This window comes from Nitratireductor sp. GZWM139 (genome assembly GCF_030068685.1).
GTDB classification, from domain to species: domain Bacteria; phylum Pseudomonadota; class Alphaproteobacteria; order Rhizobiales; family Rhizobiaceae; genus Nitratireductor; species Nitratireductor aquimarinus.
In genome coordinates this window covers 249,862-264,841 of sequence record NZ_JAMQML010000001.1, presented here as the reverse complement: position 1 = coordinate 264,841, position 14,980 = coordinate 249,862, and the positions used below count along the sequence as shown (strand labels likewise).

General features: G+C 63.0%; 9 protein-coding genes. 6 read left to right on the top strand and 3 right to left on the bottom strand.

Features of this window, described 5'->3' with window-relative positions:
• The first annotated feature begins 134 nt into the window (after positions 1-134).
• The 4 genes from NDI72_RS01220 (at position 135) to NDI72_RS01205 (ending at position 3,303) form a co-directional block, all read left to right on the top strand.
• Positions 135-734 (top strand): DUF2585 family protein, encoded by a 600-nt coding sequence (locus tag NDI72_RS01220; protein WP_245447508.1) that lies wholly within the window; start codon positions 135-137, stop codon positions 732-734.
• Between the two features lie 104 nt (positions 735-838).
• On the top strand, positions 839-1,411 hold the full coding sequence (locus NDI72_RS01215) for a hypothetical protein (RefSeq protein WP_283799329.1): 573 nt from the start codon (positions 839-841) through the stop codon (positions 1,409-1,411).
• A gap of 86 nt (positions 1,412-1,497) precedes the next feature.
• Positions 1,498-2,334, top strand: coding sequence for a uracil-DNA glycosylase (locus NDI72_RS01210; protein WP_283799328.1), 837 nt, complete (start codon positions 1,498-1,500; stop codon positions 2,332-2,334).
• 99 nt (positions 2,335-2,433) lie between these two features.
• The gene (locus NDI72_RS01205; RefSeq protein WP_283799327.1) at positions 2,434-3,303 is read left to right on the top strand and encodes a hypothetical protein; all 870 of its coding nucleotides are present in this window, start codon (positions 2,434-2,436) and stop codon (positions 3,301-3,303) included.
• A gap of 25 nt (positions 3,304-3,328) precedes the next feature.
• Here NDI72_RS01205 and NDI72_RS01200 read toward each other — a convergent pair whose 3' ends face one another.
• Both NDI72_RS01200 and NDI72_RS01195 read right to left on the bottom strand, forming a co-directional pair.
• On the bottom strand, positions 3,329-4,282 hold the full coding sequence (locus NDI72_RS01200; RefSeq protein ID WP_113154626.1) for a DMT family transporter: 954 nt from the start codon (positions 4,280-4,282) through the stop codon (positions 3,329-3,331).
• Between the two features lie 68 nt (positions 4,283-4,350).
• Positions 4,351-6,666, bottom strand: coding sequence for a xanthine dehydrogenase family protein molybdopterin-binding subunit (locus NDI72_RS01195; protein WP_283799326.1), 2,316 nt, complete (start codon positions 6,664-6,666; stop codon positions 4,351-4,353).
• Between the two features lie 187 nt (positions 6,667-6,853).
• Between NDI72_RS01195 and pepN the strand changes: the two genes are divergently transcribed.
• Complete coding sequence (pepN, locus tag NDI72_RS01190; protein WP_283799325.1) at positions 6,854-9,499, top strand: aminopeptidase N; 2,646 nt, start codon at positions 6,854-6,856, stop codon at positions 9,497-9,499.
• A gap of 130 nt (positions 9,500-9,629) precedes the next feature.
• Positions 9,630-11,966 (top strand): PAS domain-containing sensor histidine kinase, encoded by a 2,337-nt coding sequence (locus tag NDI72_RS01185; protein ID WP_162742259.1) that lies wholly within the window; start codon positions 9,630-9,632, stop codon positions 11,964-11,966.
• Positions 11,967-11,991: 25 nt separating this feature from the next.
• Here the strand turns inward: NDI72_RS01185 and NDI72_RS01180 are convergent, their stop codons facing one another.
• On the bottom strand, positions 11,992-14,958 hold the full coding sequence (locus NDI72_RS01180) for a bifunctional [glutamine synthetase] adenylyltransferase/[glutamine synthetase]-adenylyl-L-tyrosine phosphorylase (protein WP_283799324.1): 2,967 nt from the start codon (positions 14,956-14,958) through the stop codon (positions 11,992-11,994).
• Positions 14,959-14,980: the final 22 nt, after the last annotated feature.

Here is a 14,980-nt window from a genome sequence, read left to right as displayed (position 1 = left end):
TCCTGTTTGCCAGCCTTCCCGAATCCCATCAGTGTCGCGCGGTTTCGAGAGCGTCAGGCAAGAATGCAATCCGGCTGTCGGCTGGATATTCCGAATTGAACCCGGTGTTTCAAATCGAGAAGGAGATCGTGCGCGTGAATGCGAGTGAAAATGCGCTTCTGAGAGCATATCGGCAAAGACCGGTTGCGATCACCGCGTTCTGCGTTCTCGGTATTCTGGCGATACAGGCGCTGTTTCTGAAGCTGATGGGGCAGACGACCATCTGCGACTGCGGCACGGTCAAACTCTGGTATTCGGATCCGTCGGGACCGGAAACCTCGCAGCATATCGGCGACTGGTACACCTATTCGCACTTTCTCCACGGCCTGCTGTTCTATGCGCTGCTCTGGCTTGTCGCGCCACGCCTGCCGATTGGAATTCGCCTCGCGCTGGCGGTGGGTCTCGAAGCGGCATGGGAGATGGCCGAAAACACGCCGATGGTGATCAACCGCTATCGGGAATCGGCGCTGGCGGAGGGGTATTACGGCGACAGCGTGCTGAACTCGCTCTCCGATACCGCCGCGACGATTGTCGGCTTCTTCGTTGCCCGCATATCGCCAGTATGGCTGAGCATCGTTCTGGTGGTGGCGACCGAGATCTTCATGGCCGTGATGATCCGCGACAACCTCACGCTCAACATTCTTCAGCTGGTCTATCCCTCTCAGACGATCTCGAACTGGCAAGTGGGCGGCTGAACTGGGCAGCTGAATTGGGCTAACGCCATTCCATTTCGCGGAAAGTACCGATGGCGCTATAATGCGGCAGGAAGGGAGGTGTTATCCTGCCTCGCGCCGCAACCATGATAGCCCTGCCCCTGCTCGCATGCCTGCTGGCTGCGGAGCCGGGAGATGACGGGCGCTGGCAGGCGGGGCCATACGCCTTCTCGGACGAGAGCGGCGGGTTTCGCATCCGCGCGGTTTCCGGCAGCGGTTCGCGCGGTGATCCCGTCATCCTTCAACAGGAACTCTACACCGCATCGGCGGTGGTGATGGTCATTCGCCTCATCGGAGAGACGCCGCGCTATGCCTATGACGAGCGCGCGGGCGCGGGCTATCTCTTCATCGAGATCGAAACGCTGAATGCGAGCAATCTGCCCTGGGTGGAATTCGAGTTCGAACTTCAGGAGAAGCGCGGGGTTTCCAGCGTCTATGGTGACGGGCTTTCGTTCGACCAGCGCAATGTGGGCAGCGACTATGTGGGCTCTGACGCCTTTAAAAGCCACGACCGCAAATTCGAGCCCCATGACCGACTGCTCTTTCAGTCCGGTACGGTGGATGCGGGGCATTCCGTCACATTTCGCCTGCTGATGACCGATCTGACGCCCCAGCCGGTCTTTTATCTGGTGCAGGATCCACGCATTCCCGCTTCGTGAACTTGCAACGGCAGGCAAAGAAAGAGAAAGTGCCGCTTCACCGCCAACCGGCGACAATCAGGATTTCGGGCAGGATTTCGGGCACGATGGATTCCGCAGGACTAAGGGAGCTTCTGACGTTCTACGCCGATGCCGGCGTGGATGAGTCCCTGCTGGAATCTGCCGCCGACCGGTTTGAGGAAACCCGGGTCGAGGCGGAAAAGCGCGCCGCACGCCGCGCGCCGGCCGCGCAGGAGCAGAAGAAGAAAGCGCCGGCAGCACAGATCCAGGCGCCTCCCCTTCCCAGCTCGCAGCGCGCGGCCATTCCCGACGATGCGCAGGCAGCCCGCGCACGCGAGATCGCCAAAAGCGCAAACACGCTGGAGGAACTGCGCGAACAGCTCGCCGCCTTCGATGGATGCAATCTGAAAACGACCGCGAAGAACACCGCCTTCTCAGACGGCAACCCGCAGGCCGCCGTGATGCTTGTGGGCGAAGCGCCCGGCCGCGACGAGGATCTTCAGGGCCTGCCCTTTGTCGGGCGCTCCGGCAAGCTGCTCGACCGCATGCTGGCAGCCATCGGCCTCGACCGCACATCGGTCTATATTTCCAATGTCATCCCGTGGCGGCCGCCGGGCAACCGCGATCCCTCTCCGCTTGAGACGGAGATCTGCCGCCCTTTCATCGAGCGCCATATCGAGTTGGTCGCGCCGAAAGTTCTGGTGACGCTGGGCAACCCTTCGACGAAGCTGCTGCTCAACACGCAGACGGGCATCATGCGCATGCGCGGCAACTGGGCGCTGCACAAGACGCCGGCTGGTCAGGAAATTCCGACCATGCCGACGCTGCACCCGGCCTATCTGCTGCGCAACCCCGCCCACAAGAAGCTCGCATGGCATGACCTTCTTGCGATCAAGGTGAAGCTGGAAGGCGCTGGCGCGTAGAGCCGCTTAAGCCCGCATTAACCCTGTTGGGGCACAGTCGACAGCCTCAACAACGTCCCGGAGTCGAGCATGTGTGTTCGCGTTATATCCGGGGGGCGCGTGGTTCTTCTTTTTCTCTTTCTGATCCTCACTTTTGCATTCCTGCCCAGCCAGGCATTCGGTGCTGATCTTCTGGCGCATGAGGCGCTGGAGCGGTATCGGAGTGCCCAGAGCGGCTCCATCAGGCATGCGCGCACCATGGGTGTGATCGAATATCGCCAGTCGGATGGCGATGGCAGGGTGGCCGGTGAAAGCGGGCGCAGCTCGACTGTTTCCGTCTCGGCAAAAGCCAACCGACGGATCGGCGCGGGCTGGAACGTGCAGGGCAATGTGAAGCACCGGCATTCGGAGCTGAACGGCGACAGGCGACAGCGCACGCAGGGTACGGCGCATCTCTATCATCGCGACCCGGAGCGCTATGCGCTTGGAGCCTTCGGCAGTCTGGCGACCGAACGCGCAAAGCCGGCAACTGCCATCGCTGGCGATGAATGGAAACGCGTGGACAGTGCGGCCGGCGGCCTGGAGGCAGCGCTCTTTTCGGAGAAGACCACGCTTCTGGCCGCAGCCGGTCTGCGCCGGAATATGACCGAGCAGGAGGAGAGCGACAGCGCCTTCACCATGCTTGGCGCACGCTACTATGTGACGGATCAGTTTCGCCTTGGTCTTCAGGGCACTTATGAGCGCCCTCTCACCATCGAGGACGACCCGGTCATCTACGGGCTCGGCGCGGAGGTGAGCTACCGGCCGCACGAGCTGCCGTTCAGCGGCTTTGGCGGCTATCGCTACCAGCTGGCGCAGGCCGATGGCAGCGCCGAGAAGACGGTTTCACACGGCGTCTTCGCAGGCTTTCGCTATCATTTCGGCAGCCACAGCCTGAAGGAAGAAGAGCGCTACGGGCCGCTCTGGCCCGACCTGCCCATCGACCTTTAAAAAGTCGGCGCGGCTGCGCCGGCCTTCAGGAGGCCGGCGGCACGAAGCGGCGCGCGGCAACGCGCCGGAGGCCAAGCCTGCGCTCGCGCCAGATGATGAACAGACCGGCGCTGATGACGATGGTGCCGCCGACCAGCGTGTAGATGGTCGGCACATCGCCAAAGGCGAAATAGCCGATGATGATGGCAAGCAGCATCGAGGTGTATTCGAACGGCGCGATGGTGGAGAGCTCCGCATGGCGGTAGCACTCCGTCATGAGGATCTGCGCGACGCCACCGCACACGCCCGCCCCGGCAAGGGCCAGATACTGATCACGCGTCAGGTCTGCCCAGCCGAACGGGATGGTGAAGAGCGCCAGCACCGTGGCCGTGACGGAAAACCAGAGAACGATTGTGGCGGTCTTTTCCGTCTGCACCAGGCGGCGGACGAGAAGCATGGCGACGGCAGAGCCCGTCGCTGCGCAAAGGGCCGCAATGACGCCCACCGCCTGCGCGGCCTCAAGGCCGGCATCCCCGGTCAAAAGGGTGAGTTTCGGCCACGCGATGATGATGACGCCGATAAAGCCGACGGCCACGGCGCTCCAGCGATAGACGCGCACGATCTCGCCCATGAAGATGGCCGAAAACACCACCACGATGAGCGGCTGCGCGTAATTGAGAGTGATGGCGTCAGGTAGCGGCAGGCGCGTGAGCGCGAAGAAGCCGAGCCCCATGGAGGTCACGCCGACAAGGCCACGCATGATGTGGCTGACGGGGTGCGTGGTGCGAAAGGCGGTCGACAGCTCCTTGCGCCAGGCGAGCATGGCGAGGATCGGGAAAATCGCGAAGAAGGAGCGATAGAAGACGATCTGTCCGGACGGCACGGTCCCCGCCGATTTGATCAGCGAGGACATGACGACGAAGATGGAGACCGAGATGACTTTCAGCGCGATGCCGATGAGTGGCTGGCGTTCGGCGCCGAGTTCGGTCACAGCAGGCATTCTCTAAAATCCTGAAAAGCAGCTTCTGGGGATGGGAGAGCATTCCAGGGCGTATGCGCAGGCCTGCCTCATGCCGCGTCTGCCTCCCGGGCCATGCGGATAGCCTCCCAGACGCGCGATGGCGTGGTCGGCATGTCGATATGGTCGATGCCGTGAGCGCGGTAGAGCGCATCCGTGACTGCGTTCAGAACCGCCGGCGTTGCGCCGATGGTGCCGGCCTCGCCCGCCCCCTTGATGCCCATGGCATTGGTGGTGGACGGCACGTTGCGCGTCTCGAAATGGATGAAAGGCAGATCATCGGCGCGCGGCATGGCGTAATCCATGAAGCTGGCCGTGATGAGCTGGCCGTCTTCGCCATAGACCGTGTCTTCCGTCAGCGCCTGTCCGAGCCCCTGGGCAACGCCGCCATGCACCTGGCCGGCCAGCAGGATCGGGTTCACCGTTGCGCCGAAATCATCGACGATCCAGTAATCGAGCACCTCCGTGCGGCCCGTATCCGGGTCGATCTCGACCTCGCAGATATGGGTGCCGTTCGGATAGGTCGCCTCTTCCTGCACGAACTCGCCGAACCCTTCGACATCCTCGGGAGCCTTGGCGGCCTTTGCGATGGCTGCGAAATCGACCGCGCGGTCCGTACCGACGATGCGGGCCGCCCCGCCTGAAAGCTCGATATCGTCAACGGACGCTTCCAGTTCGTCGGCCGCCAGCTTGCGGATTTTCTCGGCAAGGTCTTCACCGGCGCGCGCGGCGGAGACGCCGCCCAGCGGAATGGAGCGCGAACCGCCCGTGCCGCCGCCCGACGCCAGCTCATCCGTGTCGCCCTGGCGCACAGTGATTTTGTCGATGTCGAGATTGAGCTTGTCGGCCACGAACTGCGCATAGGCCGTGGCGTGCCCCTGCCCGTTCGACTGGGTGCCGATCAGAAGCGTGACCGTGCCATCGTCATTGAGCTTTACATGGGCCGGCTCGGAGCCTGCGAAGGCGCAGGCCTCGATATAGGTGGCCATGCCGATGCCGCGCAGCTTTCCGTTTTGGCGTGCCTGATCCGCCCGCTCATCGAAAGTGCTCCAGCCGGCATTTTCCATGCACTTGTTCATGTGCCCTTCGAACTCACCGACATCGTAGAGACGGCCGGTCTGGGTGCGATAGGGGAACTGCTCGGGCCTGATGAAATTGCGGCGGCGGATTTCCTCGCGTCCCATGTCGAGATCGCGGGCGCAGACATCCACCAGCTTCTCCAGAAGGAAGGCAGCTTCCGGGCGCCCCGCGCCACGATAGGCGTCCACCGGGCAGGTGTTGGTGTAGACGCCATTGATTGTCACATCGAGCGCCTGAATATCGTAGACGCCCGTCGACATGGACACGCCAACGAACGGAATGAACGGGCCATATTGCGAGATATACGCGCCCATATTGGCCGTGAGATCCACGCGAAGACCAAGGAAACGGCCTTCTGAATCCATCGCCATTTCAGCGGTCACGACATTGTCGCGCCCCTGCGCGTCGGTCATGAAATGCTCGTTGCGGTCGCCCGTCCACTTGACCGGACGGCCAAGGCGCTTCGCGGCTTCCATCACCATGGCGTATTCGCGGTAGACGAAGGTTTTCGGGCCAAAACCGCCGCCCACATCCGGCGTGATGACCCGGAGGTTTTCCGGCTCGATGCCAAAGGTCTTGCACAGAATGCCGCGCATGGAGTGCACGCCCTGCGAGCCGGTTGTCAGCACATAGCGGTTTTCATCGTCGCGCCATTCGGCCAGCGCCGCGCGCGGCTCCATGTAATTGCAGACCAGACGGTTGTTGACGAACTCGATGCGCGACACATGGTCGGCTTTGGCGAAGGCGGCGTCGGACTTTTCCTTGTCACCCACATGATAAAGGAAGGCGCGGTTTGACCCGAGTTCCGGCCAGACCAGCGGCGCGTCTTCCGAAAGCGCTTCGGCGGTTGCCGCAATCGCCTCTTCATCGTCGAAATCGATATCGATCAGTTCTGCGGCGTCCTGCGCCTGAGCGCGGCTGTCGGCCACCACGAGCGCCACGGCATCACCGACATACTGCACGCGGTCGCGGCAGAGAATCGGGATGTCGCGCGTCGGCGCGCGCGTGCCATCGGGCTGCTTCTGCATCGCGCCGGAGCGCAGATCCTTGAGATGCGCCACATCGGCGCCGGTCAGCACCAGATGAACGCCCGGCGACGCCTGCGCTTCCTCAATCGAGGAAATGGTGAAGGTTGCCTTGGCGACGGGCGAGCGCAGCACATAGAGATGCAGCGTACCCTCGGGCTGGAAATCGTCTGTATAGTGTCCCCGGCCCGTGATGAAAGCCGCATCCTCCTTGCGGCGGACCGAAGCCCCCATGCCGAATTTCGGCGTCATCACAGTCATGCGGAATCCCTTCTGGCCAAAAATTCCTGGCCGATGTTCGGTGAGCTGGCTGGAAACAGTCGAGCGACGTTTGATGCCTTAGTTTTGTCGAGCCGGATGGTTGTGTAAAGAGCCGCAATCCGATTTTGTTGGGCCAGGCGGACGCGGATTTTCCCGCACTGCGCCACAGGTCATGGAAAGAGTGAAGATGCGTACAGAAAGCGGCCAGATTTTTCGTCTCGAAGACTACAAACCCAGCGCCTATCTCATCCCCGGGATTGCGCTCGATTTCGCGCTGGACGCTGACAAAACGCTGGTGACGGCGCGGCTTCGGGTGCAACGGGCCGAGAATGCGCCGGACGATGCGCCGCTGGAACTCGATGGCGATGCGCTGACGCTGGAAGCGCTGAGAATCAATGGAGCCGATGTGCCTGTCTCAAGCTACGAGGCGACGCCCGACAAGCTGACCATCCGGAAACTCCCCGAGGAGCGGGAATTCGAGCTGACCATCGTCACGCGGGTCCTGCCTTCGAGCAACACGACACTGATGGGGCTTTATGTCTCAAGCGGCGTCTTCTGCACGCAGTGCGAGGCGGAAGGGTTTCGCCGGATCACCTATTTCCTCGACCGGCCTGACATCCTGTCGGTCTACACGGTGCGGATGGAAGCCGACCGCAAGGCTGCCCCCCTGCTTCTGTCGAACGGCAACCCGGTCGAGAGCGGCGCGCTTGAGAATGGCAGGCACTTTGCCGTCTGGCACGATCCGTTCCCCAAACCCTCCTACCTGTTTGCGCTGGTGGCTGGCGACCTTGGCGTGGTGACGGACAGCTTCACCACCGCGTCGGGACGCGAGGTCTCGCTCGGCATCTATGTGGAGCACGGCAAGGAAGAACGCGCCGCCTACGCGATGGACGCGCTCAAGCGCTCCATGCGCTGGGACGAGGAGCGCTTCGGCCGGGAATACGATCTCGATGTGTTCAACATCGTGGCCGTGTCGGATTTCAACATGGGGGCGATGGAGAACAAGGGTCTCAACGTCTTCAACGACAAATATGTGCTGGCCGATGCGGAGACCGCCACGGATGTCGATTTCGCCAATATCGAGGCGATCATCGCGCATGAGTATTTCCATAATTGGACAGGCAACAGAATCACTTGCCGGGACTGGTTCCAGCTCTGCCTGAAGGAAGGTCTGACGGTTTTCCGCGACCATGAATTCTCTGCCGACGAGCGATCGCGCGCGGTCAAGCGCATCGGCGAGGTGCGCGCGCTCCGGGCGCATCAGTTCCCCGAGGATCAGGGACCGCTGGCCCATCCGGTGCGGCCGCGGCGCTATCGCGAGATCAACAATTTCTACACGGCGACCGTCTACGAAAAGGGCTCGGAAGTGGTGCGCATGCTGCGTACCATTCTGGGTGAAGAGGCGTTCCGCGCCGGCATGGACCTCTATTTCGAGCGGCATGACGGGCAGGCCGTGACAATTGAGGATTTTCTAAAAGCCTTCGAGGATGCCTCGGGCCGTGATCTCACCCAGTTCGCGCTCTGGTATCATCAGGCAGGAACCCCGAATGTGGCGCTCTCCTCGCGCTATGACGCCGGGGCGAAGACGCTGACGGTGGAGATAGAACAGTCCGTTCCGCCGACACCTTCTGAAAGCCGCAAGCGGCTGATGCACATCCCCCTCGCCTTTGGCCTTGTCGGGCCGGAAGGTGAAGATTTCGCCTATGAAAGCGCTGAGGGCGCGGTGGTGGAAAACGGCGTCATTCACCTGCGCAAGCGCCGGCATACGATTGTTTTCAAAGGCGTAAATGCGCGGCCAGTGTTCTCGGTCAACCGTGGATTCTCAGCGCCGGTGACGCTTTGCAGCGAGGGCAGAACCGCCGACCGGCTGTTCCTGGCCCGCCATGACAGCGACCCGTTCTCGCGCTGGCAGGCGCTCACGACACTCTTCACCGACACGCTGATTGCCGCAAGCAAGGCCGTGCGCGGCGGCAAGGAGCCGGCCTTCGCCGACGATCTCGTGCAGCTGGCGCTGGATCTGGCTGCCGATGCAACGCTGGAAGAGGCCTTCCGCGCACTGGTTCTGACCCTGCCCAGCGAGGCTGACGTGGCGCGTGAAATCGGCCATGACATCGATCCGGACGCCATCCACACGGCCCGCAGGGCGCTGCTTGAGACCATTGCGCAGGCAGGACGGGAGACGTTTGGCGACCTCTATGAGGGACTGCACGACAACGCCCCCTTCTCGCCCGATGCCCGCAGCGCCGGACGCCGCGCCCTGCGCAACACGCTGCTGGAATATCTGGTGCTCGACGAAGGGAACCCTCAGGCCGCACGCCGGCAGTTCGACGATGCCGACAACATGACCGAGCGCGCCGGCGCGCTGACCATTCTGGCGCAGTATTTCCACGACACGGAGGATGGCAGGGCTGCTCTTGCGGCCTTCGAGGAACGCTATCGCGACACGCCGCTGGTGCTCGACAAATGGCTTCAGATCCAGGCCATGATCCCCTCCGAAGGGGCCGTATCGCTGGTGCGGTCGCTGATGGAGCATCCGCATTTCTCGCTCGCCAATCCCAACCGTGTCCGGGCGCTGATCGGCACCTTCTCCATGGCCAACCAGACGGCCTTTCACAGCGCCGATGGCGAAGGCTACCGCCTTGTCGCCGACACGGTGCTGGCGCTGGACGGACAGAACCCGCAGGTGGCGGCAAGGCTGGCCACCGCATTCCGCTCGTGGCGGTCGCTCGAAAAGGGCCGCCGCGAACATGCCCGCGCGCTTCTTGCCGACATGGCGGGACGTGAAAACCTGTCGCGCGATCTGGCGGATATCCTTGAAAGGACACTGGCCTGAGGGGGCGCATTAATAAGTTTTTTACCATGACATCTGGACAAGGCGAATCACCTTTGATTCCTTATGGATGATTCGGCAGCAGGCGGAGCCGAATCACCGAACTTAACCGAGGAACGAGGGAGCCCGTCGGATGGCGAAGGCAGGGGGTTGGGCTTTGCCCCTGATAGCGGGCATGGCTGCCGGGCCAAAAACCCGACGCGCAAGGCGTATGGGACTGGCCGGCAATGCCAAGATAATCGCTGCTCCGGCATACGAGCGTCTGCTGGCGGTGGAACCATATCTGCGCCGCTCGATCCCCATTCTGATCATCATCTTTCTGCTGGTGCTGGCCGCAGCGCGCCTTCTCTCGCTGTTCACCTGGCGCGACGACATCGAACGCGATGCGCGAACCATGCTGGCGCTTGCCGCAGATTCGCTTGCCGCAAGCGTGGCCGTGGACACGACCGAGGCCGACCCGACGCACAAGGCCCGCATGCTGATCGAGGAAGCGATGCGCCGCGCGGGTTCCGAAGACCAGCGCGTTCTGGCCATCACCGACAGCCGTTTCGACGTGATCGCAAGTTCGCCCAACGGGACCGACCTTGTCGGCCGTTCGCTGGAATCCGTGCTGACAGGCGGGCAGCCGCTCTTCCTGTTCGGCGCACGCGCCGGCGTGATGAACGTGGAAATCGGCGGCGAGAGCTGGCTGGCCTCGCTCGTGCATGTGCCCGGACAGGATGGATCGGCGATTGCGCTGACCTCGCATGACGCGCTCTTTGCCGACTGGCGGCGCTCCGTCTCGCTGAACGTGACCCTGTTTGCGCTGACGGCGGCGATCCTGATGGTGATCCTCTACGCCTATTTCAGCCAGGCCGCGCGGGCGCAGGCCGCCGACCGCATCTACATGGAGGCCCATCAGCGGGTCGACATGGCCATGGTGCGCGGCAAGTGTGGCCTGTGGGACTGGGACATGGTGCGCGGCAAGATGTTCTGGTCGCGTTCGATGTTCGAGATGCTCGGCTACGAGACCACCGACGACATGCTTTCCTTCGGCGAGGTGGCGGAGATCATCCACCCCGAGGATGGCGATCTGTTCGATCTGGCCAACCGCATCGTGGCGCGCGAGATCGACCATGTGGACCGGGTTTTCCGGATGAAGCGCGCCGATGGCCAGTGGGTCTGGGTGCGCGCCCGCGCGCAGGTTGTCGACCCGAACGCGCCCGAACTGCACCTGATCGGCATTGCCGTGGACGTGACCGAGCAGCGCACGCTGGTGCAGCAGACGGAAGCGGCCGACCAGCGGCTGCGCACGGCAATCGAGAGCATCGGCGAATCCTTCGTTCTGTGGGACTACGCAGAGCGCCTCGTCATGTGCAACACGAAGTACAAGCAGGATCTGGGCGTTGACCAGAGCATGATCGTGGCCGGCGCGCGCCGGCGCGACATTGAGGCCCATGCGCCCGCTTTCCGCTCAGAGCGGAGGCTGGCCATCCCCTCCGGCAATGGCAATGGCGCGACCTATGAGCGCCAGCTCGCAGACGGACGCTGGCTGCAGGTCACCGAATTGAAGACGCGCGATGGCGGCACCGTGTCGGTGGGCACCGACATTACCCAGCTGAAGCAGCATCAGGGCAAGCTGGTCGACAGCGAACGCCGCCTGATGGCGACCATTCACGATCTGAGCCTTGCGCGCCGCGCCGAGCAGGAGCGCACCCGCGAGCTCAGCGAGCTGAACCGCAAATACATGCGCGAGACCGAGCGCGCCGAGGCGGCCAACCGCGCGAAATCGGAATTCCTGGCCAACATGTCCCATGAGCTGCGCACGCCGCTCAACGCCATCATCGGTTTCTCCGAGGTGATGCAGTCGGGCATGTTCGGCCCGCTCGGCTCCGAGCGCTATGCGGAATATGTTCAGGACATCTGTTCCAGCGGCTCCTACCTGCTGGGCGTGATCAACGACATTCTCGACATGTCGAAGATCGAGGCGGGCCAGTTCTCCGTCGATTGCGAGGAGATCGATCTGTGCCCGCTGATCCGCGAGACGGTGCGTGTGGTGGATCTTCAGGCGGCGGAGAAGTCCATCGACATGAAGATGGATATTCCGGAGACCATGCAGGTTTTCGCAGACCGCCGCGCCATCAAGCAGATCGTCATCAACCTGCTCTCCAACGCGGTGAAGTTCACCGGCGAAGGCGGACACATCTCGCTGCGCGCGCGCAAGGTTGGCCAGGCGGTGACGCTGACCATCGAAGATTCGGGCTGCGGCATTCCGCGCGATGCGCTGAAAAAGCTCGGACGGCCCTTCGAGCAGGTGCAGAACCAGTTCTCCAAGAGCCATACCGGCTCCGGGCTGGGGCTTGCCATCTCCCGCTCGCTGGCGGAGTTGCATGGCGGTGTGCTGAAAATCCGCTCGACCGAAGGCGTCGGCACCATTGTGTCCGTCCGCCTGCCGGCAGGCGAGCGCAAGAAGCCGGCCGTGGCCGCCTGATGACAGTCGTTAGAGGCTGGTTCGCTTAATCCTGTTCAACCGGGCCGATGAGCGCCTCGAAATGCCGGCGCACCCTGCCGGCGGTTTCCTCCACATGGGCGGCAAGAACCGGCAGTTCCGGCAGGTCGGTCTGACGAAGAAGCAGATCGGCAAAGCCCGGCGGCGCTTCGTCCGGGTCAAAGCCGCCTTCGAGGCAAAGCCGCGTGGTCTGCGTGAGCGTCATGTAGAGCGCATGCGCATCGACCAGCTCCTGACGGACCTGCGGCGGACAGAAGCCCTCTGAAAGCGCGGACAGAACCTCGCCGGTTGCCGTGGCCTCCTCGCCCTGTTCCTCGATATTCCCGGTCAGGGCCGCAACCTGCGCGATGAATTCCAGATCGATCAAACCGCCGGGAACCAGCTTCAGATCCCAGATATCGCGGGCCGGCTTTTCCTCTTCGAGCAGGCGACGCATTTCCGCCGCCTCGCCGCGTATCTTCGCGGCATCGCGCGGCAGAGAGAGGATTTCGCCCACCTCCCCTTCAACGCGTTCCATGAGCGACGGGTCGCCGGCGACGGCGCGCGCACGCGTCAGCGCCATATGCTCCCATGTCCACGCCTCGTTGCGCTGGTAACGGGCGAAGGCCTCGATATTGGTGGCGACCGGCCCCTTGTTGCCGGACGGGCGAAGCCGCAGATCGAGTTCGTAAAGCACGCCCTCTGCGGTGGGGGCCGAAACGGCGGCGATCAGCCTCTGGGTGAGCCGCGCATAATATTCTGACGGCGCAAGCTCCTTCTTCCCGTCCGAATAGTCCGCGTCGGCATCGTGATCGTAAAGCAGGATCAGATCGATATCGGAACCGGCGGTCAGCTCACGGCTGCCCAGCTTGCCCATGCCCAGAATGGCGGCGCGCCCGCCGGTGATGCGGCCATGGCGTTCGGCAAAATTGTCGATCACCGCATCAAGCGCGGAGCCAACAGTAAGATCGGCGAGATCGGAAAACGCCTTGCCCGCACGGGACGCGTCAATGACGCCGGTGAGAAGCCGGATGCCGATCAGGAATTTCTGCTCGGCGGCGAAGATGCGCAGCCGGTCGAGGATTTCCTCAAAAATCCGGGCTCCGGCCAGAAACGTGTCCAGCCGCTCGGCGAGATAGGCGCGATCCGGCAGTTCGGAGAGAAGCGCCGGATCGAGCAGACCGTCAAACACGTGCGGTCGCCGCGTGATGATCGCCGCCAGCCTTGGGGCCGCGCCCATGATGCTGACCAGCATGTTGAGCAGCGCCGGGTTGGACTGAAGCAGAGAGAAAAGCTGAATGCCGGCTGGAAGACCCGCAAGGAACGTGTCGAAGCGCAGCAACGCCTCATCGGCGCGCCTTGTGCCGCCAAAGGCCTCGAGAAGCGCCGGTGTCAGCTCGGTCAATCTTTCGCGCGCCTCGGCAGACTGTGTCGCGCGGTAGCGTCCATAGTGCCAGCCACGGATCACACGGCACATGTCGCTTGGCCGCTCGAAACCCAGCTCGCTCAGCGTTTCGAGTGTGCCCGGATCATCCACATCGCCGGTGAAGACGAGATTACCCACGCCGCGCGACAGCTGCGGCGCGGTCTCGAACAGGTCCGCATAATGCTGCTCCACGAGGCGCAGACTTTCGCGGAACGTTTCCGCAAACGACCCGGCGCTGTCAAAGCCCAGCATATGAGCGATGCGCTCCAGTTCGTCATCGTCTTCCGGCAGTGTGTGTGTCTGTTCGTCAGCCACCATCTGCAGGGCGTGTTCCACATCCCTGAGGAACCAGTACTGGTGCGTCAGCGCATCGCGCGCTTCATCATCGATCCAGCCGCAGCGGGCAAGCTCCGCCAGCATCGTGACCGTGCGCCGCCCGCGCAGCTCCGGAAATCGCCCGCCGGCAATGAGCTGCTGAGTCTGAACGAAGAACTCGATCTCGCGAATGCCGCCACGCCCGAGCTTGACGTTGTGGCCCTTGACCGCGACCTCGCCATGCCCCTTGTGTGCATGGATCTGGCGCTTGATGGAATGCACATCTGCAATCGCCGCATAGTCGAGATATTTGCGCCAGACATAGGGCTGCAGCTCCTTGAGGAAGCTCTCGCCGCCTACGAGATCGCCCGCAATCGGCCGCGCCTTGATCATGGCAGCGCGTTCCCAGTTCTGGCCACGGCTCTCGTAATAGTGAAGGGCGGCTCCGACCGGGATGGCAAGCGGCGTGGAGCCGGGATCGGGCCGCAGCCGCAGATCGGTGCGGAAGACATAGCCATGCTCGGTGCGGTCCTGAAGGATCCGCACCAGCCGGCGCGTCAGCCGTACGAACAGATCGACAGCCTCATAGGGCTCGGGGATGGCGGGCGCGTGCGGATCGACCAGAACGATCAGGTCGATATCGGATGAGAAGTTGAGTTCATTTGCGCCAAGCTTGCCCATGCCCAGAACAATCCAGCCACTGCCGCTGGAGGGGTTTGCGCGATCCGGCAGTTTGAGTTTTCCAGCCCGGTCCGCATCGAGGAGAAGGAAGTCGACGCTGGCGCGGATGCACTTGTCGGCAAGAAGGCTGAGCCGCTCGGTGGTGAGGGCCGTATCGGCGGCATCCGCCAGGCGGCCAACCGCGATCAGGAAATGCGCCTCGGCCTTCAGATCGCGAAGGGCCTTCATGAGCCCGCTCTCGCTCTGCCCCTCTTCAAAGGCGCTCTGCTCGATTGTGTCGAAAAGAACATCCAGCCGCGCGGCAAGCGGCGTGTCGAACAGGGCTTCCAGCGCCTGCGGGTTGCGGCGCGCGAAGTCACGCAGAAATGGCGACAGCCCGAACACGGCCGTGAGAAAATCCGTCAGCGCGGTTTCGCCTGCAAGAAGATCGCCGAACCGTTGGCATTCATTGTCACGGGCGGCCTCAAGCACCATTTCCAGCGCATCGGCAGCCTGCTCGGCGTCGGCGGGTGTCAGCGCCTTGACCGGCGCTCCGAACCACAGGCTCCCATCCGCAACCGCATCACGCCCCATTCCGGTCCCCTCTTCAGTCAGG

What these genes read in the sequence shown, in the direction of transcription:
- NDI72_RS01215 (WP_283799329.1), top strand. Translation starts at nt 839, where the DNA reads ATGATAGCCCTGCCCCTGCTCGCATGCCTGCTGGCTGCGGAGCCGGGA.
- NDI72_RS01180 (WP_283799324.1), bottom strand. Translation starts at nt 14,958, where the DNA reads ATGGGGCGTGATGCGGTTGCGGATGGGAGCCTGTGGTTCGGAGCGCCG.
- NDI72_RS01200 (WP_113154626.1), bottom strand. Translation starts at nt 4,282, where the DNA reads ATGCCTGCTGTGACCGAACTCGGCGCCGAACGCCAGCCACTCATCGGC.
- pepN (WP_283799325.1), top strand. Translation starts at nt 6,854, where the DNA reads ATGCGTACAGAAAGCGGCCAGATTTTTCGTCTCGAAGACTACAAACCC.
- NDI72_RS01185 (WP_162742259.1), top strand. Translation starts at nt 9,630, where the DNA reads ATGGCGAAGGCAGGGGGTTGGGCTTTGCCCCTGATAGCGGGCATGGCT.
- NDI72_RS01195 (WP_283799326.1), bottom strand. Translation starts at nt 6,666, where the DNA reads ATGACTGTGATGACGCCGAAATTCGGCATGGGGGCTTCGGTCCGCCGC.
- NDI72_RS01210 (WP_283799328.1), top strand. Translation starts at nt 1,498, where the DNA reads ATGGATTCCGCAGGACTAAGGGAGCTTCTGACGTTCTACGCCGATGCC.